General features: G+C 27.0%; 17 protein-coding genes and 3 pseudogenes. 2 read left to right on the top strand and 18 right to left on the bottom strand.

Features of this window, described 5'->3' with window-relative positions:
* Positions 1 to 520 precede the first annotated feature (520 nt).
* Positions 521 to 3,385: an NACHT domain-containing protein gene (locus CSPA_RS15130; protein ID WP_015393189.1), complete on the bottom strand. Its 2,865-nt coding sequence runs from the start codon at positions 3,383 to 3,385 to the stop codon at positions 521 to 523.
* A 265-nt stretch (positions 3,386 to 3,650) separates the two neighbouring features.
* Positions 3,651 to 5,930: a tetratricopeptide repeat protein gene (locus CSPA_RS29170; protein ID WP_015393188.1), complete on the bottom strand. Its 2,280-nt coding sequence runs from the start codon at positions 5,928 to 5,930 to the stop codon at positions 3,651 to 3,653.
* A 298-nt stretch (positions 5,931 to 6,228) separates the two neighbouring features.
* Between CSPA_RS29170 and CSPA_RS15120 the strand changes: the two genes are divergently transcribed.
* Complete coding sequence (locus CSPA_RS15120) at positions 6,229 to 7,950, top strand: recombinase family protein (RefSeq protein WP_015393187.1); 1,722 nt, start codon at positions 6,229 to 6,231, stop codon at positions 7,948 to 7,950.
* Positions 7,865 to 8,257, top strand: a pseudogene (locus CSPA_RS15115) (manganese catalase family protein); the annotation flags it as partial. The gene CSPA_RS15120 and the pseudogene CSPA_RS15115, both read left to right, overlap by 86 nt.
* 104 nt (positions 8,258 to 8,361) lie before the next feature.
* Here CSPA_RS15115 and CSPA_RS15110 read toward each other — a convergent pair.
* The 16 genes and pseudogenes from CSPA_RS15110 to CSPA_RS15055 form a co-directional block, all read right to left on the bottom strand.
* Positions 8,362 to 8,781 carry a hypothetical protein gene (locus tag CSPA_RS15110; RefSeq protein WP_015393185.1) on the bottom strand — a complete coding sequence of 140 codons (420 nt, stop codon included), beginning with the start codon at positions 8,779 to 8,781 and terminating at the stop codon, positions 8,362 to 8,364.
* A gap of 239 nt (positions 8,782 to 9,020) precedes the next feature.
* Positions 9,021 to 9,173 (bottom strand): hypothetical protein, encoded by a 153-nt coding sequence (locus CSPA_RS30185; RefSeq protein ID WP_015393184.1) that lies wholly within the window; start codon positions 9,171 to 9,173, stop codon positions 9,021 to 9,023.
* A 92-nt stretch (positions 9,174 to 9,265) separates the two neighbouring features.
* Positions 9,266 to 9,682 carry a hypothetical protein gene (locus CSPA_RS15105; RefSeq protein ID WP_015393183.1) on the bottom strand — a complete coding sequence of 139 codons (417 nt, stop codon included), beginning with the start codon at positions 9,680 to 9,682 and terminating at the stop codon, positions 9,266 to 9,268.
* A 170-nt stretch (positions 9,683 to 9,852) separates the two neighbouring features.
* Positions 9,853 to 10,017 (bottom strand): hypothetical protein, encoded by a 165-nt coding sequence (locus CSPA_RS30180; protein WP_015393182.1) that lies wholly within the window; start codon positions 10,015 to 10,017, stop codon positions 9,853 to 9,855.
* A 286-nt stretch (positions 10,018 to 10,303) separates the two neighbouring features.
* Positions 10,304 to 13,237, bottom strand: coding sequence for a helicase C-terminal domain-containing protein (locus tag CSPA_RS15100; RefSeq protein WP_015393181.1), 2,934 nt, complete (start codon positions 13,235 to 13,237; stop codon positions 10,304 to 10,306).
* A gap of 315 nt (positions 13,238 to 13,552) precedes the next feature.
* Positions 13,553 to 13,699, bottom strand: a complete 147-nt coding sequence (locus CSPA_RS30175) for a hypothetical protein (RefSeq protein ID WP_015393180.1) — start codon at positions 13,697 to 13,699, stop codon at positions 13,553 to 13,555.
* 16 nt (positions 13,700 to 13,715) lie between these two features.
* Positions 13,716 to 14,483, bottom strand: coding sequence for a beta/alpha barrel domain-containing protein (locus CSPA_RS15095; protein ID WP_015393179.1), 768 nt, complete (start codon positions 14,481 to 14,483; stop codon positions 13,716 to 13,718).
* 28 nt (positions 14,484 to 14,511) lie between these two features.
* Positions 14,512 to 15,429 (bottom strand): homocitrate synthase/isopropylmalate synthase family protein, encoded by a 918-nt coding sequence (locus CSPA_RS15090; RefSeq protein ID WP_015393178.1) that lies wholly within the window; start codon positions 15,427 to 15,429, stop codon positions 14,512 to 14,514.
* Positions 15,430 to 15,749: 320 nt separating this feature from the next.
* Positions 15,750 to 16,964 (bottom strand): annotated as a pseudogene (gene nifB, locus CSPA_RS15085) (nitrogenase cofactor biosynthesis protein NifB); the annotation flags it as partial.
* A gap of 226 nt (positions 16,965 to 17,190) precedes the next feature.
* Positions 17,191 to 17,508 (bottom strand): P-II family nitrogen regulator, encoded by a 318-nt coding sequence (locus CSPA_RS15080; RefSeq protein ID WP_242832607.1) that lies wholly within the window; start codon positions 17,506 to 17,508, stop codon positions 17,191 to 17,193.
* A gap of 266 nt (positions 17,509 to 17,774) precedes the next feature.
* Positions 17,775 to 18,005, bottom strand: a pseudogene (locus CSPA_RS29165) (nitrogenase component 1); the annotation flags it as partial.
* A gap of 95 nt (positions 18,006 to 18,100) precedes the next feature.
* Positions 18,101 to 18,640 carry a pyridoxamine 5'-phosphate oxidase family protein gene (locus CSPA_RS15075; protein WP_015393175.1) on the bottom strand — a complete coding sequence of 180 codons (540 nt, stop codon included), beginning with the start codon at positions 18,638 to 18,640 and terminating at the stop codon, positions 18,101 to 18,103.
* Position 18,641: 1 nt separating this feature from the next.
* A complete protein-coding gene (locus tag CSPA_RS15070) occupies positions 18,642 to 19,355 on the bottom strand; it encodes a type 1 glutamine amidotransferase (RefSeq protein ID WP_015393174.1) in 714 nt (237 codons plus the stop codon).
* Positions 19,356 to 19,396: 41 nt separating this feature from the next.
* Positions 19,397 to 19,777 carry a P-II family nitrogen regulator gene (locus tag CSPA_RS15065; protein WP_015393173.1) on the bottom strand — a complete coding sequence of 127 codons (381 nt, stop codon included), beginning with the start codon at positions 19,775 to 19,777 and terminating at the stop codon, positions 19,397 to 19,399.
* Positions 19,778 to 19,788: 11 nt separating this feature from the next.
* Entirely contained in the window at positions 19,789 to 20,115 is a 327-nt protein-coding gene (locus CSPA_RS15060) for a P-II family nitrogen regulator (RefSeq protein WP_015393172.1), read from the bottom strand.
* Positions 20,116 to 20,238: 123 nt separating this feature from the next.
* The gene (locus tag CSPA_RS15055) at positions 20,239 to 20,658 is read right to left on the bottom strand and encodes a HEPN domain-containing protein (RefSeq protein WP_015393171.1); all 420 of its coding nucleotides are present in this window, start codon (positions 20,656 to 20,658) and stop codon (positions 20,239 to 20,241) included.
* Positions 20,659 to 20,914 lie beyond the last annotated feature (256 nt).

The following is a 20,914-nucleotide window of genomic DNA, read 5'->3' as shown; positions in this document are numbered from 1 at the left end:
AATTTATTCTGTTACTTAAGTAAATTTAATTTCATAATAATTAAAATTTATATTTATTGTAACATGTTTTAGCAATTAAATTCTATAAAATAACAAAAATACCACAAATTCATTTATGAATGATGTGGTATTCCCTAACTACCTATATGTTTATATAATATATTTAATGCTGAGTTTTTGATTGATGATGTAGTTGTGGATCAGCTTGAGTTGGATGGATTTTCTTTGGAACAGTTGGCTAGGAGTTATTATGTTCCGGTGGAGATTATGAGGTTAAAATTCAATAACATATAAATTTAATTTTCAACAACACATATTGTATTATAGAAAATTCTCAATAATACAATATGTTCTATAAGTATATTCATTATATGATAAACATAATTAAATATTTAACTTATCACTATAATACTTTTTAAATTTGCAGCAAAAATTGAGCTATTAAAATTAATGAATTATTCCTAAATTAAATAAAATAAATAAGCATTTTATTTTATTTAATTTAGGAATATATAATTTATTAGTCTAAGTTCAACCACTTTTCTTCTAACGAGGCTAATAGTGTGCTAGATTTATCATTATTAATATTAGGTAAATCACCGTCTGGCCATTTTCCAATTGCTTTTATACCGCATTCTCGAATCAATTCTAAATATTTGCACCTCGAACTACATCCTTTTAATTTATAAAAATTTTCCGAAATAACCTCTCTTTTAACAATTAAGTTACCTTTTAATTTATGAATAAATATAATATCTACTATAATCTTATACACCATCTTAATTCCATTGAATAAAAAATACACTCCTACTAATAATAAAAGAGTAAATATTATTGATATTAATATATTTATAGGTATTATTTTTGATAAAGCGATTATTAGTAACGTAAAAGCGATTATAGGTATAACAATATAAAGTAATGGTAAAAATGTTTTTAGTTCTATTTTTCGTATTTCCATCAAGACAATATAGTAGTATAACGTGCAGTAAGGTATAGATAATAGTATTATTATAACAAAAAATATCCACTGTGCTCTTAAGTTTGTTATAAAAAATTCTATATTAGTATTTTGAATATTTAATCCTAAAAGTTTTGAACCTACTTGGATTATATTAATAACTGTCACTATTTTAAATGTAAGCGAAATAGGCATATTAAAGTTATTTCTATAGTTTTCCATTCTTGTTTCTAATGTTCGAAATAAAATAACTGCAATAAGTGCCGTACCATATGTCGGTAAGAATGTTCTGGGACTTAATATAACTGATAGCAGTACTGCGATACCATTTATAATAATATTTACATACTTTGCATAACAAGCTTTTAATAATCTCCCCATCTCATCTGATAAGGAAAATATAAACAGAAATTCTTTTCTTCTTTTTATAAATTTATATTCATCATAGTATTTTAAATATTTTAAAATTCTATCTCTTAGCTCTTTACTTAAACCTTGCAAGTATCTGCAAGAACGAATTGCACATTCACTAATCCAAGTATTATTAATACTTAATGCTTTTAATATTACTTCATCAATAATTTTCTCTTCCAAAATCCCCGTAGATTCTATTGCTAATTTTTGTTCTAAAAGATTTTGTCGATTATTTATAATATCTAATATATATAAATTAAGTTCACTTCTGAAACTAGCTGTTAATTCTTTTCTATTTCTAAGTGCCTCTGTTAAAAATCTCAGACAATGAATTGATTTTAGATATTGTATCGTATTTATATCAACATTATCATCCTTAATTTTAGATAATTCTTCCCAACAAAATTTAGCAATTTGCTCAGTTTCTTTATCATCAGCAATTTCACAATATAAAACTAGCGCATCTCTTAATCTTAAGTCATTCATTATAGTATCCTTATACATAGAATTTACATAATTAGTATCTCCCATAAATTTTTTAACAATAAAATACTCATTAAACCTTCTATGTACAAAACTAAATCTTTTTTCTTCTCCTTGCCCAAGTCGTCCTAACCTAGCATAAACAATTACATCTACAATATCAGCTACATTAAAATCAGGAAGCTTTTTTTCTAGTATCTCTAGCGGAATCTCTAATCCATATAGTGGTTCATCAAACATAATAAATGATGTTTCCATGCAAAATTTAATTATATCATCTCTTCTTAAATTCTTTTTAGAAATTCTAGATTCACAACTTGATAACCTAGAATTAATATATTCTTCATATAATTCTGCTTGATTATTAGGCAATTCATTATTATTGCAATCTGCATAATTGGCTATTAATGCTGTTATAAAAGGATTTCTTGCACTTGAAATAAGAAAACACTTTTCATGGAACAGTTTCTTTTCAAAATCAACAGTATAATTCTTTAGAGACTTATGCAATGTATCTCTTATATTCCCTTCAGAAAATGGTCTTATTTCTAATACTGCATTCTTTCTAAATATATTGCTTGGTCTTCTAAACATTCTTGACGCTAAAACTCCCCTAGATTCTTTGCCACTTGTAATAAAATTATATAATAATGCTGATAGTTCTTTGATAAGCCATGATGATTCGTCTACATCTAAGACAGATGGAATTTCATCAAAAGAATCAAATATAAAAAATACTCGACCATGTTCAACCATTTTTTCAAAGTATTTATCAATAAATCTCTCTGTAAAAACATTATTTAATCTTTCTTTTAAGTTTTTCATTATAAATGTTAACAATTCTTCCGATTTAGGCGGTTCTTTCTCACTCCATTCCCTATCGTTTGTCCATTCTTTTAAATTAATATAAACAGGTATTTTCCATGTCTTTTCAACTTCCTTTAATAGCTCTCTACTAAGTCGGCGTAAGGCTACGCTCTTTCCTCCACCTGGATCACCAATAACTAAAAATGTTTTGCTTTTTTTGTCTGCTTTTATTGCATTAATAAGCTCTTTTATTTTCTTTTTTATTTTACCTTTACCATTATGTATTTCAACTGATGCTTCTAATGGAGTGAACCAAAATTGACTCCAATTAGTTTCGCTGTCTAATTTATCAAGTTCATTTTTCAAACTATTTATAAATTCTTTGAGTTCATCTTTATAATTTTTTTCTTTAAATTCCATTTCAATAGGAGTAGAATGTTCTCCCATTACAGTATTATCCCTACTAAAGTAACTTTCAATTGCACCACCTATAATTGTGAATATGAAAACAAAACTATTTGAAAAAATACTACTAGAAACTTCAAGTGATAAATTCAATTTCCTATTTAAATAATTCAAAACAGCCTTTTGCATAGGCTCGACGTATAAATCTATGCCCCAAACAACTTTCATCTGATATAATATCATAGCTAATATGCTCATGAAAATTATTGTTACTATAGTCCTATTTTTTTTCATTAGCGTCTTAATTTTATTCATTTCTCCACCTGCTACATCATCAAACTTTTTTACTAAAAATCCTTATATTATATTTTTAAGTGCTCTTTATTAAATTTCACTCAAATTTTATATAGATATTTTCAACATAATTAATTCGTTCTTACTTAAATTACAAGCTTCACTTTTTATATATTTTTTCTAATTATATCATATTTTGTAATAAAGTTCTATAAAATAACAAAAATACCACAAATTCATGAACTGTGGTATTTATATTGTCTTTATTTACCGAAAACTTATTTTTTTAATCATTTTGTTGTTTTTTCAATTCCTCATACTTTTCAAAACATATATTAGCTTTTTCATTTTTGCCTAAAATTTTTAATGCATTTCCTTTATTATAATATGCTTTTGCATAATCTGGGTTTAATTCTATTGCTTTATCATAACACTCTATGGCTTCTTCATTTTGTCCTAAATTCTGTAGTACATTCCCTTTATTGTTATATGCATTTACATAATCTGGGCTTAATTCTATTGCTTTATCATAGCACTCTATAGCTTCTTCATTTTGTCCTAAATTCTTTAGTGCAGTCCCTTTATTGTTATATGCATTTACATAATCTGGGCTTAATTCTATTGCTTTATCATAGCACCCTATGGCTTCTTCATCTTGTCCTAAATTCATTAGTGCAGTCCCTTTATTGTAATATGCATTTACATAATCTGGGCTTAATTCTTTTGCTTTATCATAGCACTCTATGGCTTCTTCGTTTTGTCCTAAATTCTGTAGTGCACTCCCTTTATTGTTATATGCTTTTACATAATCTGGGTTTAATTCTATTGCTTTATCATAACACTCTATGGCTTCTTCATTTTGTCCTAAATCTTGTAATATATTCCCTTTATTATTATAAACTTCAGCATAGTCAGGTTTTAATTCTATTGCTTTATTATAGCACTCTATGGCTTCTTCATTTTGTCCTGACTTCCTTAAAGTTAGACCTTTCACAAAATACGCCTTTGCATTATTTATGTCTGTATTTATTATTTCATTAGATTTTTCTAATAATTTAGTATACTCATTATTATCTAATAATCTTTTAGATTCATTAAATAATTTATTTAGGTTAAGCGTTTTTTCTTCCTTATAATCCTCACCATTATGTATTATATTAACCATTCCATCTTCAGAAATGACAACTATAATACATTTATCTATAAGATCCTTTTTTAATGAATACTTAATGGCAGAATTAAATCTTGCTCCTCTAGATGAGTCACCATGCATACTATCTGCTTCCCCATCAAGAATAACACCTATTGAATGACATGTACCATTAATATCTATATATAAAGCCCCATCTATATTGGTTATTCTATTAATAATATTTGATAGATATTCATTATTTTCAAGCTTTTTCTCTTCAATTCTCATAGATTGCTTTTCTAAATTTACAACTTCCTTTTTTGCCTTTTCAGGTGTTGTTATTACAACAGTTGTACCATGCTTTTGATCTTTTGCATAATTTATAATATTTTTTAATAACTCTATTTTCTCATCGGAGTTATCTTTAAGATCATTTTTGAAAATGCTTTTGATTGCTCCAACCAAATCACCTTCAGAATATATATGTTCTTTTAAGTTCGGCTTACCATATCTCACATTTACTAAATTACATTCTTTTAATTTGTATGACTTTAATTCAGTATTCTTATTGGTATCCTCTTTAACAGTACTAATATTACGTGTCAAAGTACTTATTTTATATTCAAATCTTCCTATAAAATCAATTACAAAAACGTCTATATTTTCTGTTTCAAATTCACTTATATTTTTAAAGCTACCTAATCCATAAATCCTCTCATTATCTCCAATCAAATATGTAGTTTTATCTGAAGTTTCTAATAATTTTCTTACTTTTCTATACTCTTCAAAATTAATTGGATCCTTTAATTTTATGTAAAAGCGAATATATTTTGAGAAAAATTCTTCCTTTAGAAGAACAATTTTAGCCGACACATTGCTTCCTTCATAAGTTAAAGTTGATATATAATTAATTTGATCATATATATTTTTTAAATATTTTTGTTTATTATCGCAGTTAGAATTATTGTTTTTATCTACTTTATCCGCTAAAGAATTAACATATTCTCTTAACTGAACAGAAATATAATCTTGGATATTTTTTATTTCATTATAATCTTCAAAATATGCATCAAACAAATATCTTAAAAATGAGCATTTTTTCATTTTTTTATATGCACTTAAAAATTCCTTGCTAAACCCTTGAAATGAATAGAAATATATTTTGCTATCATTTATATTTATATATTTTAATAAATCCGTTTCTAAATTTTCTTCACTACCATCATCATCTATACATAGAATGTTGTTAATTTTATCAATATTCTCTTTTGTTATATTAATTTTTTTTTCTTTAAATAGGTTTATGTACTTTTCTAAAATTTCGCACTCCACATTTTCTGTGCTATTAATCTTCTCTAATTTTACTATATGCTCATCACATACTACATCTGAATTTAATTTTTCAACTATATCTTTTATTAAAATATTATTCACATTAATCCAATCCTTCCAATTGCTTACTTCCTTGTATATATATTTCTACAATCATTCCAAATCACCTTTATTTTTAGCCATTTTATAAACTATAATTTTTCTTAAATATATTTGCAAACATATATTCGGTTCTTAGCTCGAATTATGCTATAATATTCTCAATAACTCTTAACCAAAATATTAAATTAACTCACTACCTATATTTAAGAATTTATCTATCTCCGTAATAATAAGATAGCTATATATAGATATGTATTTTAACTTAATTACTATAAACTCTAGAAAGGATTGATTCATATTGAAAGCAGCAATCTATTCTCGTAAAAGTAAATTTACAGAGAAAGGAGACTCAATAGAAAATCAAATTCATATGTGTATACAATATGCTAAAAATATTGGTATAGATGATTATGAAATTTATGAGGATGAAGGATTTTCTGGCGGTAATACAAATAGGCCAAAATTCCAGAAACTTATGAGAGACGTAAAAGCTAAGAAATTTACTCATCTTATTTGTTATAGGCTTGATAGAATATCTAGAAATGTTGCTGATTTTGCAAGCACTATAGAAATACTGAATAAATATGATACTGCATTTATTTCAATTAGAGAGCAATTTGATACTTCTTCTGCTATGGGTAGAGCTATGATGAATATTTCTGCTACTTTTGCTCAGCTTGAAAGAGAGACTATTGCAGAACGTATAAAAGATAATTTAAGAGAATTATCCAAGACTGGACGATGGCTTGGTGGTCCTCCTCCACTTGGTTATGAATCTATTGAAGTTGAGAATAACGATTCTAATGGAAAAAATAGAAAAAAGCATATTCTTCAAATTAACCCTAATGAATGTGAAATTCCTAAGCTTGTTTATGAGCTATTCATGAAATACAAAAGTTATCAAAAAGTAAGCAGGTTATTAGAAGATCAAGGAATTTATAGTAGAAAGGGTTCTCTTTTCTCAAGAAACTTAGTTAAACAAACTATTGATAATCCCACTTACTCAGTTGCAGATAAAAATATATTGGATTATTTAAAAAAGCATGGCGCTGAAGTATTTGGATATGAAAAAATAAATGGTATTAATGGTGTTATGGCCTATAATAGACGAACTGAAAAAGGAAGTTTTGCTCCTATAGAAAATTGGATTATATCCGTTGGTGAACATCCTGGAATTATTGCTAGCGATACATGGATTAGGTGTCAGCATATCGCAAATGAAATAAAAGATATTAATTCTTCTAACAGAAAAGGTACAAGCCAGCAGGCTTTGTTATCTGGATTAGTTGTATGTAAAGAATGTGAATCAGCCATGGCTCCAAGGCAAAATTTAAGTAGTAAATATGCTTACAGATATTATTCTTGTAATTCAAGAAATTCAAATGCAAATAGATGTACTAACGATGCTCTAAATGCTTATGATGCTGAAGATTTTGTTGTTAATACACTAAAATCCTTAACTCATAATGATATAATTAAAAATTATGAGAAACTAAAAAAGAAAAATGTAGTTAAAATTAGTAACAAAGCTCAAATTGCAAACTTCACAAAGGAAATTGAAAGCAATAAAAAGTCTATTAGTAACTTAGTAATGAAAATGGTATATCTAGATAATGATCCTGAATTGCTTGAACCATTCAAAACTGAAATAAAAAAGCTTACTGATAGAAATAATGAACTTACTTCATTAATTAATGAATTATCATTAGCTAATGATAGCATTGCTTCAACTTATGAATCTTTAGATGAAATATTAACTACTTTGGATAATTTCCAAAAGTTCTATGATTTTACCGAAAAGTTTGAAGACAGGAAAAGATTAATTAGAAGTCTTGTTAAATATGTTGTTTGGGATAGTAAAACAAGAATTTTAGATATTATATTAATTGGATCAGATAAAGAACGTCCAAGGCAAGTTGTTTTACCTTTAAGCAATAGTAGCAGAAGAAATGGCTCACGTGGAGATTATTGCTACAATGGTATATCAGCTTATGGAAAATGCAACTATAGAGGAAATTAAAAAGGCAGGCCTTGCTGGCCATTATGCTGATCATAGAAAAGCATTATTTTATACTGATGCAACTGGCAACCCATGGACTGCCACATATATTCAAGCAAAAGGCGATCCAATAGCTGATTTACATGAAGATTTAGCTGCAGAGCAAAAAGCCAGAGCAACTTATGAGAATTTAATACACTTAACCGATGAACCAGAGATTAAAGAAATTCTTACATTTCTAAGAGAAAGAGAAGTAGTTCACTTTCAAAGATTTGGTGAATGCCTAGACCATATCCAAGAAAAAATGGATATGAAAAAATATAAATAATTTATTTATATAATTGTTATATGAATAGAAGACTGCCTTAAAATGATACTAAATCACTTTAAGGCAGTTCTTATTATAATATTTATTAAATACATATTTTTTAGTTAATTTAATATTCTACTAAATGCACAATTTATAGCTTCATTTAAGTTATCAAAAGTTATTTCATCCATTGTAATAGAAGGTTCGTCTTGAACTAAATATTGTTCAACTTTACAATTTATTAATGTTGCTCTATCAATTTCACTGTTTAAATCTGGCTTTTTATGCCTAACAATTTTTAATTCGTTATTCTTTTCATCAACACTATACACAATGAAAATATTTGATTTTCTGCCTGGAAATATTATTAAATTATCCCCTTCAACAAACTCTACTTTTTTACTTATATCTTGACCATTGAATAATTCATTCATTAAGTTTACTATGTTTTTTATTTCTTCATCTACCTTTTCACGCGTAATTTTTAGGGGACATAAACTTTGCACATAATTTTCAATCCACGACTTTTGATTAAATCCCATATCATCACCTCTTTCATAAAATTAATTATAACAAAAAATACGAGAATCTTCTACAATATCTCCAATTTATTGATAAAGATTAAAGAAATGGTCAACCTTATAGATAAGTATATTAAAAACTTTGACGAAATTGAAAAAGAGAATGTAATGAAGCTTTAACTATATAAGTATACTGAATTAGCTTAAATTTTATTAACAAAAAAATACAGCCAAATTAATGACTGCATTTACATTGGTATTTAGTTTACATCGATAAATTCTCTCTCACAGTATTCTAGGATAGTGTCTTCTTCACCCTCAAATATTTCTGTTAAACGTAATATTATCTTTTGTTTTTCCTCTGGAAGAAATTTAATTGTCTCTTTGATATTACCTTTTAATACATCCTCCATGCATACTTCACCCCTAAATATAAATACTGATATTATTATATCATTAATTAATATTTTTAGGCAAAACAAAAATATTTAAAATAAATTAAAAGTTATTTAATTAAGTAGTCAACAATTAATTTTATAACATTTCTATAATAAAATTTGTAATCACTTGACCCATCTTTTTTGCTAAGAAAAATTATATCTTCTTCTAGACCTAATGAAACTGAATAATAGTTGTCCTTGTCTATAGAAAAGGTTATGTTTTTAATAGATGATTTTTTAGTAATCTTAAAATTAATTTGTCCATTTTCTTTTGGATCACATTCAACCATAATTACTTTTTCTTCATTGAAGATATAAATAACCATTATTTCTTCATTATTTCCAAGTCCTTTTACATAAAGAATACTTTTGTCATTTATAAGGTTTAAGGAATCTATTTTATTAACCATATTTTGATATTTAAAATCATAAAAATTAAAAATGCATTCCAAAAAAAAGTCCTTAATTTCTATATTATTCATACAAAACACTCCTTCCGTTAAATACAATATTCAACATAAAGGATGATATTCCTTTAAATTCCATTAAATATAGAAAACTGCCTCAAAATGATACCATATCACTTCGAGGCAGTTTTTATATTAATAACTTTTAATTTTTAAGTTACTTCTCTCAAAACTATTATTTAATTCTAAGCAAATGTTTTTTCCAATTGTTCTAAATCTTTTATAACCATATTGATAACTTCAATCTTAGATTTAGCATATTCATTTTTAGGTAACCATTTTAGACCACTTTCCAATGATTCCTTCGTACTTCTATATTCTTGTAATAATTGTTTTACATTCTCTTCCATACCCAATACACTCCCTTTTTTTATAAAAATTCATATAAAAGTTAATCTTATTTTACTATTATCTCCTCCTCCCATTAAAATTATACAAATATATATTAAAAATATACTAATTATTAATAAAATTATACCATTTATTTCATAAAAATTGAATAGGTCTTCAAAAATTATATTTTATAAAAATTAAGCTAAGAACATACTGCTAATGCCATTTTATGGCAAAATGCTTAAAGCACAATTAATTCTATGCAATTAGCATTTTTAATTGTGCTTGATAAAGCAGTTATTTTTAATTTATTTTACCATTTAACTTAAAGTCCATATTTTCAAAGTAAAATTCATCATTTTCTACTTTCGAAAGTTCCCAGAATAATTTATGCTTTTTAGCTTCATTATTAAAATCTTCAACTAGGTTTTTATTATTTTTCTTCATATTATTGATTATATTATTGATATTACTTCTTTTCCAATTATTATAATCAAATTGCATTTCAGAAAGTACTTTTTGTGTTGATGTATGCTCAATACTTGGTCCTCCAAGGTCCCTTTCTAAATTACGAATCGTATTTGCATTTTGTCCTGGGTCTAATATTATAAAGTATCCATAATCAAAAGTACTTCTAATGAGCCTTCCATAAATCTGTTTAACTTTAATACAAACTTGAGGGTAATTTACATCTTGATAATTTTTCTTTTGATAAGTAGTAATTGCCCTTAAAATTGGGTATTCAGGACTATAATTAGGTATTTTATCTAGCATTACACAACTTAATGCATCTCCAGGTACATCTATACCTTCAAAAAATCCTTTGCTCCCTAAAATAATAACCTGTCTATTTGAATCATTTAATGCTGAAACTGATTTTTTGCTAATATGAACTTCTATTTTAGTTCCCCTTGTAAGCAATTCCAATTCTTCATTTACAGCTGTTCTTCGAGCATTATTATTAAATAAAACAAGAATATGTCCATTAATTTTTTGAGCTGTTTCAAATATAAATTTAGATATATTTTTAATATATGCTGGTTCATCATATCGTCCAACATTATTTAAAGCATAAATTTTTGTTCTATTTTTTAAATTAAAGGTTGGAGGAATAATAAATTCCTTTGCCTTTTCTTGCCCTAAATGCTTCTTTATCTTATTAAAGGAATTTTCTATTCTAAGCGTTGCTGATAAAAATGTTGTGCTTTTAACATCTTTAAGCATGTGTTCATTTACTAATTCCCCAACATTTAAGGGTACATTTCTAAAGGTAAAGGATTTGTATTCAGAATCAACCTCCAAAACTTTAGCATAAAACACTGAGTTTTCTAAAAACTTATCTAAAACATCAAAATTAGCTTTAAGCTTTGAAATATAGTCTGATAGATTTTTATGATCATTATCACCATTGGTTTCTTCATCTAAGGTAATATTACTCACATAATCATTTAATATTTTGTATAACGGATATATGCTTTCTTTTAAAGCTGAAATTTCATTCCAAACAGGTTTAGTCATATTCTTTAAATCATCTCTTGGAATAAAAAATTCAGTAGTAAAATTATATTCCCCACTTACTAATCTCATACTTCTAAAATCATTCATTAAAATATTTATATTTATCACAATATCATTTACAAGATAAACTAGCTTATCTTTTTCTATGGTTTCTCTATGACCATAGCTTGCGTTTAAACTTAAAAGCATTGCAATAATACTTGGATGACCTTTTTCAATCATATCTAATAACTCTAAAAATTGAATAGAATAAAACTCTTCAGCAAAGAAATCATAACATTTCTCCATCAAATTATGTCCCTCATCAATTATAAGATGATTGATTTTCTTTTTTTCACTATATGGCCAGCAAGATAATAACGAATGATTTATTACCGTTATATTTTCATGTGGAAGCTCATTATATCTTTTTCTTAAAAAGCAAGGTTTATGGCATTTATCCAAATTACACTGTTCACTGTCACAATTGACTTCATTTAAGTATTTATCTAATTCAAAATGTTTCTGCAAAGCATAATTTATATTTTCAATATCTCCATATTCGCCATTTTCACAAAGTCTTCTTAAAAATAATAAGGCTAGATTTCCTTTTTCATCAAATTCAAGAGCTTCACATTTATTCAATCTATCTACACAAAGATAATTTCCCTTGCCTTTCATAGCACCGTATTTTAGCTTATCATCCAATCTTAACTTCTTAAGAATTGTGGGTATATCTCTTTCAATTAATTGGTTTTGTAATTCTTTTGTATTTGTTGAAATAATAAAACTAGAATCGTCTTTTTTATTTTTCTGTTTATTGATATAAGTCTCAATGGCTGCGATTAACACATAAGCGAAAGTTTTACCACTACCTGTTGGAGCTTCAATAAATATTCTTTCAGATTTCTCAAAGTTTTCCCTTATTTTTTTTGAAAATTCTTTTTGATCCTTTCTATATTGGTAACCAAAGTCTCCACCGTTATTCCAAATTTCTTCATTTTCAAGTAAATTCTCATACAAGGAATAATCTATTGAAAGCCTTTTTAGTTTAATTTCTTCTTTCTTATTTTCTTCATAATTAACATATGGAAAATCTTCATCTGTTAAAAAGGGAGGTTTTAATAAATATTGTGTCCATATCCATTTATTCAAATATTGATATTCTCTATTCAGTCTATCATATAAGGTTTTATTTTTCTTTCTTCCGGTTTCTTCTCTTGCCCACTGTCTCAAAAGAAGAGAATTTACTACTTTAAGTGTATCAACTGAATCTGATAAGCCTCTATGAATTTCATTTTTTTTAAGATTAGTAATTGCCTTTAACAAAGCATCGACATTAAATTCCTTGCGCCATGGCTCTAATATTGCAGCAAGCTCCAATGAATCCATTATTTTATTTTTAATTTCTGGAATATGATATCCTAAGAATTTTCTTTCAAAGCCTCCGTTATGGCAAATTAAAGGAAGATCTTCTAAAAATTCTATAACTTCTTCTTTAACACTGCTTATAGGTCTTGCATTATATAAATCTGTTTCGTTTAGACCTATACATAATTTATAAATGCTTATAGGAACTCTTCCCCTTGGTCTTATTAAAGTCTCATAGGTAGATATTATTCCATTTTTGATTTTAACTGCACCAATTTCAATGATTTCTGAACTCTTTTCATCAAGCCCAGTTGTTTCTATATCTAAATATATTACATTATCTAAAATACTATTTAATTCATTTAGCATACTTTTGCTCCTAAATATATAATCTGCAACATATGTTTATCATAATTTAAGAATAGCAAAAAACTCTATTATGAAAACACCAGTTCTTATAATAATATTAACATATTAATTAAATTTAATCACTTCTGAAATAAATTATATCATAACTTGGAACAGCTCAAAATATTTTCATCAAGATTAGTTTTTCTATTAACCTAAGTAAAGGCAAGGAAATTAAAATATTATCCCTTGCCTTCATTTATAATAAGTTCACTTTATTTTATTATTTACATAGCACTCCACAATTTTTAAATAATTGTTTAATTTCTTCATCATTTAATCCTCGCCATAATCACTTCCAATTTCATGTAACAATCTAATTAAAGTTCTAAGTAGCGGTATTTTTTTAATAAGCTTATCTTTGTATAATGCCTCTAGTACTACCAATGTTTTATCTATTATTATGATTTCTTTCTCAATCATAATTTAACTTCCTTTATTATGGAAAAATTTTATGATTTTTACTTCTTTCTATATATGAATCTAATGCTTTAATAAAGTCCTGTAAATTACAATTACCTGCTCTTTCTCCAATTCCATTTAAGGTACAATTCACATAGTTTGCTCCACATTTCACTGCTTCCATTGAAACAGGAATTGCCATTCCAAAATCATTGTGGGCATGAATTTCTACTTCCATACCAGTTGTATCAATTAGGATTGGAACTGTATGTTTAACTAGTGATGGTGTTAATATTCCTACAGTATCAGCATATCTAATTCTTTTGACCCCAAATTCTTTGATGATTTGACATAATTTAATAAGATAATTAATTTCAGCTCTTGAGGCATCTTCAAAACCAATAGTTACCTCATAACCCTTATTTCTTGCAAAATATACACATTCTCTAAGATTATCTTCAACCCATTTCTTATCTTTCTTTAAGTTTGAAAATATTTGTATATCTGATGTAGGAACGCTTATATGAATTATATCAGGCTTACAATCTATTGAATCTGATATATCTTTAATATTCATTCTATTCCATGTGGAAATTAATGATTTTTTTCTGATATTCAATATTCGTTTAATACATTCCTTTTCTAAATCCCCCATAGCTGGTATTCCAGCTTCTATTTGATATATATCATTTTCATCCATACATCTAGCTATTTCAAGCTTTTCATCTATAGAAAAGGCTTTCCCTGCACTTTGTTCACCGTCTCTTAAAGTTGTATCTACAATATTTATATATTCTAAATTCAATATTTTCACCTCATTTCATGATACTTGACTAAATACATTTACCGCAACTCATAAATAACTGTTTCAATTCTTCATCATTAAGTCCACGTTTTTTTTGAGTACAAATTTTTCTAATCTTCTCCAGCATGTTGCTTAAATTGTTATCTTTATACTCTATGTGCAGTTCTTTTAATTTCATTTCCAGTGAACTAATACCAGAATGTTTTCCAATTATTATTTTCCTCATTCTTCCTATTTTACTAGGATCATAAGGTTCATAGGTTTTTGGATTCTTTGCAATACCATTTACATGTATGCCAGATTCTACGTTAAAAATATCTCTTCCTATAAATGGAGTATTAGGTTTAATTTCATTTTCAGTTATTTCTTCGAAGATTTTAAGTACTTCTGGAAATAACACATAATTACCACCATGTTTCATATGTTCCAAAAATTCCAGAGATCCTAATAAGCTTTCCAAAGATGCATATCCTCCTATTCCAGAAAAAGTTGTTGTAATTTTTCTTCCTCCAGAACGAATCCATTCCAAGCTCATAGCTATTGCTGAGTTGTATTCATTTTTAATACACATTTCAATGTTATTACCAAATTTCTTAATTATCTCTAGAAAAATCTTTTTATAATCATAAAATATTAGATCATCTAATCCAACAATTCTAAAGTTATTGCTATCTTTGTCCATAAGTTCTATATTTAAGTTACCATATATATTTATTCCTCCTTGAACATCTCTTAACTTGTTGTAAATTCTAATATACATACTTTCAGGAAATGGACACAAAGCCTTATATAATTCAGGTGTCATCTCTATATAGTCACATCCAATTTCATGCAGTAACTTAATTAAAATTCGCAGCTGTGGAATTTTTTTTCTGATATTATCTCCATATATTGATTCAAGCACAACTAAAGTTTTGTCTACAATTTCTAATTTTCTTTCTTCCATAATTAATTCCACTCCCTTTTATATTCAAATTTTCTTAAATAAAATGAAAAAACCTATTTAATACTAATCTTTAGATTAAATAGGCTCCCTTGCCAATAAAAATAACCTAAAAATCACCTTATAATCAGTTCATTTTTAGGCTTCTTTACCTTTTATTCTATTATAATAATATTACCATATTCTTTAATAATTTCATATACTTTTCAAGTTATTTAATTAATTATATAAGTTCTAATTACTATTGTACATCTAAATTTAATAAATTTTATATGAATAGCATGTTTAATTTACGATTTCACATTGATAATTTATATTTGATATTAAACTTTAAGAATATTTTCAACTTCAATTCCATTTATAATTGATTCTGCTGCTTTTGCTACTGCACTTTCAATTCTATCGCAAGTCATAAAAACCTCTATACCCTTACTTTGAAATTTATTTGAAGGGTTGCTTCCAATCCTTAATGATATTACGCCATTACAATCTGATAAAACCTCTAGAGTATTTTCAAATTTTGTGGTTTCTTCATAACCATCTTTACCGTTACAATATTTATCAACATCTCTTTTTTCAATATATTTAACTTTATCATTTACATAATCATAAATATAAAATTCAGTAGCATGTCCAAAATGTAAATCCACAATTTTACCACTTTTTGATGCTATTGCAAATCTTAATTTTTCTTCTGAATTGTTGTGATTTGCAAATTTCAAAGATTGATCATCATCCAATGTTCCAATAGCATCAGCTCTACATTGTTTACAATGATACATTTGTGGCAAATGTTTCTCGCATACATTCCTGAGCTCCATTATTTCTTTATTGCTAACCAAGGGCATTTCTTCAAACACACTTCCTTTAACTGGTATCATTTGCATTATATTAGTTGTTGAGGCGCCGAGCATTTTAACTTTTTTAACTGTTTCTTCGATATGTTTATCATTAATTCCTTTAAGCATAACTATGTTAACTTTACATACTATCCCTCTTTCGCTTAGATATTTTAATCCAGATAATTGATTATCCAAAAGTATTTGAGCTCCAGCTACTCCAGTATATACATCCCCTAAATAATCAACATACTTATAAATTTTAGCAGTTATATTGGGATTAATTCCATTAATAGTTATTGTAATATGACTAACTCCAAGTTCAATAATTTCTTCACAGTGAAAAGGCAACATTAATCCATTAGTTGATAAGCAAAAAGTTACGTCTTTATCATATTCTTTAATTAGACTTAAAGTTTCCTTTACTTCTTCAAAATTAGCTAAAGCATCTCCAGGACCAGCTATACCAACAACAGTTAAATTCGGCATTTTAGATTTAACAAACTTATACTTAGCTAAAGCTTCCTTTGGCGACAATATCTCGGTTGTGACCCCTGGTCTGCTTTCATTCATACAATCATATTTTCTTAAACAATAATTACAGCTGATATTGCATTTTGGTGCTATTGGTAAGTGCATCCTTGCATATTTATGAGCAGAATCACAGCTAAAACAAGGATGTTTTTGAGTTTTTTCTTGTTTATAATTTATATATTCAGTAATTTCTAAAGTATTCATAATAATTTGCCTCCTCAAGGTTATCTATCATTAAATTATATATTTTTTTCTATTTTAAAATGTAAATCCTATAGGTAAGATTATTTCTCGTCCTATAAGACTTACACCTATACACACCATATATCATTTTAATATTTTAGTTTAAATTTACTTTACACACATCTTTTCACTTGAAAATCACATATTCTTACAGAACATCTTCACCTGATTTACCATCTCTTATCCTATAGCTATCTTTAATTGGTAACACAAATATCTTACCGTCACCAAAAGTTCCTTTGCTACCTGTTCTAGAATTTTGCATTATTATTTTTATTACTTCATCCTTATCTTCGTTATTAACTCTAATCATAAGCATCTCTTTAGGAAGCTCATCATATTCTACACTCCCTACTCTTATCCCTTTTTGTTTTCCTCTTCCAAACACATCCATTTTTGTGATTTGTGAAAACCCTACGTCTAGCAGTTCCGCTAGAACCACATTTACCTTTTCAGGTCTAATGATTGCTCAAATCATGTACATAAATTAACCACTCTTATCATTTTATATATGTCTAAAGCAACTTCCACCATCATTATAGAAATTACTTTGGTAACAAAATTAATATAATAATTAACAAAAAGAGGTCTAATTCATTATTGAACTAGACCTCTTTGTCATAATTATTTATTTTAAGTCTCACCTAATATTTCCCCTAAGCGAGAAATATTATAAGTGCTCTTCTTCTAAGAATGTTAATAATTGATTTTTCACCTTTTTCTATTAACATTTCAACTCTTTTTTCTATATTTATATGTTTTATCTGCTTCCAATATAAGATTAGTAAGCTTTTCTCCTGCTCCTAAAATTATATCTGATTCAAATAATCTTGTATATCCAACCTTTCTTTTAGTAAAATCCACTTCATGACTATCAAAAGCTGCTGCTACTGTTGTTGCGCAGCCTTGAGGAAATGTATTGCGATGCTTATCTTTTATTCCAGCAATAACACTGGCAACACCTTCTAAAGCACAGTTTACATCAGGATCTTTACTATGACCTCAGTTATTAAATTTTAACTCATCATACATTTTCCTATTATATAACAACATATTATTTAGATTTGCTTCATATTTTTAAACATGTGCTCCATATCAATTGGATTTTCTTTAGCTGTAAGAATTTCTGGAGAGAGACAATACACTGAAACAGGCATTTTATCAAAAGACGATTTATATTTTTCAACAAATTGATTAGATAAAGGATTTTTAAAGAAATTAGGCATAAACTTTTCAACTAGCTTTGTTAAAACTTGAGTTTTTTCATTTATATCTTTAACCAAAAACATTTTTCCCATAATAACAATACTAAAATATGATGTATCACATTTACATGGAACAATATCTACGACTGTTCCGAATTCCTCAAAAACAGTAAAGCACACTGACGGTTTTGTTTCTATAATCCTATTCTTTTTACCACTTCCCATTCCATGAATATATATTTTTTCATTTAAATATATATAATTTACAGGTATCACATAAGGATTTCCATATTCATCACACATGCTTAGGGCTCCTACTCTTTTATCTTCTAAGAAGTTGTTAATTTTATTTTTATCTCCGCATATCCTTTGCGTATATCTTATTTGCTCCATCTTACTTCCACCTCTTTAGATAATATTTTTCTAAGTTATCTAAAAAAGTATACATTAGAGAATTGGCATTTTGTAAATAATCTAAATTGGCTTTTATTTCTTCTTCAGATTGAATATACATATCAGTAACTATTTCATCGCCACAATTTGTAATTAAAGACAAAACATTTTTTTCTTTACATTCCATATGAAATTGAAATCCAACAACATGTTCATTATAAATAAAACCTTGATTATTACAAGCCTCACTGCTAGCAACAATTTCACAGCCCTCGCCAATTTCACTAAATGTATCACCATGCCAATGGAAAACGTTTATAACGTTTGGAAAACCTTTGAATAACGTTGATTTTAATATTCCATTATCAAAATTTATATGGAAAAATCCAATTTCTTTTTTAGGATTTTTAGTAACTTTCCCACCTAAAACATCAGTAATAAGCTGTGCTCCAAGGCAAATACCAATTACAATTTTATTGTTCTCTATAGCTTCCTTGATAAACCTTTTTTCATATTTAAGCCATTCGTATTTTTCCTCTTCATAAATATTCATTGGCCCACCCATAACTATTAGCCAATCCAACTGTTCCATTGTAGGAACTGCCTCAAAATTATATAAATGAGTTCCTGTTAGTTTATGGCCATTTTTATGAGCCCATTCAATAATATTTCCTGGATTTTCAAATGGCACATGCTGCAAATAATGAATCCTCATTCAAAATCACCTCATTTCAATTGTAATATTTTAGCTTTTATTTATAAAGCCTCTTCTCCAGTTTCACCTGTTCTAATTCTATAGGTCTCACTAATTGGAATTATAAATATCTTTCCATCCCCAGGATTTCCAGTTGAATTTACTTCCATAATTGCTTCAACTACTTTTTCCACTTCATCATCATTAACAATCAGCGTTATCAATCTCTTTGGCACCAATCTATGTTCTTCTGAGCTAGCTTCATAAATCTCTGGAATTTCCTTAGCTGCTTCTAAAGGTGATATCGTTAACTTAAAATCTATTTTTTTCTTACCTCTTCCTAAAATATTTCTACATGTCATAGAAGGGAATCCTACATTTAAAAGAGCTTTTTTGGTTTTGTTAATCTTTTTTATACGAATAAAAGCCATTACTTCTTTCATACTTTTCCCTCCTATAATCCTTTACTGTTAGTACTTACTGTATATGCTTCTTCAACTGGACTAACAAATATTTTACCATCACCAAACGCACCATTTTCACCAGTTCTTGCTATTCTCATGATTATATTAACTACATCATCTTTGTCTTCATCATTTACTATAAGCAATAACATTTCTTTAGGTATTTCATCATAAAGTACATCACCAAATTTGAACCCCTTTTGTTTTCCTCTTCCTACAACATCCATTTTACTTACTGATGGGAAACCTGCCACACTTAATTCTTTTAATACATCATCTACTTTTTCAATCCTAATAATTGCTCGTACCATCAACATATATACATCCTCCTATCTCCAAAACTTATATTTTTTAATAATTCACTTTATAAGTCATGTATCATAAATTCCTTAGATAATATGACTTAAAGTATTGTTAATTTTATTAACTCCTTTTTATTTTCAGAAATTTTGTGGATAATCATTTATCTCATCAATTATATTCTTAACTTTACTGCATATTACAAGTATTTGATGCAAGTCTAATAAATCAGGATTTTTGGAATAAGAATTATCAACAGAACAGATATCATAGACTACATCAAGAAATCTTATTTCTTTATTTAAATCCTCTGGAAAATCAATAACAATTTCAACCGAATCCATAAGCGATCCATAATTATGATTTTCCGCATCTATACCATATAAATTACCTAACGCTATTAAATAACGCTCTAATGCTATTGAAGCTACATTAAATACCACGCTGGGATATTGTCCCTCACTCAAAAATTGTTCCGCCCTATTATGGTAAGCTTTTGCATCTTTATAATTTTTATTAAATGTATCTGGATCCGCTCCATTAATCTTGATTTTAATCATTATACCTACTCCTTTATATATTTCTGCTAGCGAACCACTTAAAATCTAATCATAGTTAAATAATAAGCTCGCATTATTTAACTTATTCAATATATTTTTGTAATTTTGAGGTAAAACCATTTAGATAAAATAACATCTAAATAGTTTTACCCTATATAATAAAGGGGAGTTTTATTATATCCATGATAATCTATTTACAAATATTAAAAATAAACAAATATTTGAGTCATAATTTCATTCCTATGCTTTGATTAAA

This window comes from Clostridium saccharoperbutylacetonicum N1-4(HMT) (assembly GCF_000340885.1).
Lineage (GTDB): Bacteria > Bacillota > Clostridia > Clostridiales > Clostridiaceae > Clostridium > Clostridium saccharoperbutylacetonicum.
This window is presented reverse-complemented; position numbering and strand designations above follow the sequence as displayed.

Coding starts and splice junctions, on each gene's coding strand:
- CSPA_RS15110 (WP_015393185.1), bottom strand. CDS start 8,781: ATGGGATTTAATCAAAAGTCGTGGATTGAAAATTATGTGCAAAGTTTA.
- CSPA_RS15090 (WP_015393178.1), bottom strand. CDS start 15,429: ATGGAAGAAAGAAAATTAGAAATTGTAGACAAAACTTTAGTTGTGCTT.
- CSPA_RS15075 (WP_015393175.1), bottom strand. CDS start 18,640: ATGGAGCAAATAAGATATACGCAAAGGATATGCGGAGATAAAAATAAA.
- CSPA_RS15100 (WP_015393181.1), bottom strand. CDS start 13,237: ATGCTAAATGAATTAAATAGTATTTTAGATAATGTAATATATTTAGAT.
- CSPA_RS15065 (WP_015393173.1), bottom strand. CDS start 19,777: ATGAAAGAAGTAATGGCTTTTATTCGTATAAAAAAGATTAACAAAACC.
- CSPA_RS30180 (WP_015393182.1), bottom strand. CDS start 10,017: ATGGAAGAGAATGTAAAACAATTATTACAAGAATATAGAAGTACGAAG.
- CSPA_RS15060 (WP_015393172.1), bottom strand. CDS start 20,115: ATGTTGATGGTACGAGCAATTATTAGGATTGAAAAAGTAGATGATGTA.
- CSPA_RS15070 (WP_015393174.1), bottom strand. CDS start 19,355: ATGAGGATTCATTATTTGCAGCATGTGCCATTTGAAAATCCAGGAAAT.
- CSPA_RS15105 (WP_015393183.1), bottom strand. CDS start 9,682: ATGAATAATATAGAAATTAAGGACTTTTTTTTGGAATGCATTTTTAAT.
- CSPA_RS30175 (WP_015393180.1), bottom strand. CDS start 13,699: ATGATTGAGAAAGAAATCATAATAATAGATAAAACATTGGTAGTACTA.
- CSPA_RS15055 (WP_015393171.1), bottom strand. CDS start 20,658: ATGATTAAAATCAAGATTAATGGAGCGGATCCAGATACATTTAATAAA.
- CSPA_RS15130 (WP_015393189.1), bottom strand. CDS start 3,385: ATGAATAAAATTAAGACGCTAATGAAAAAAAATAGGACTATAGTAACA.
- CSPA_RS30185 (WP_015393184.1), bottom strand. CDS start 9,173: ATGGAGGATGTATTAAAAGGTAATATCAAAGAGACAATTAAATTTCTT.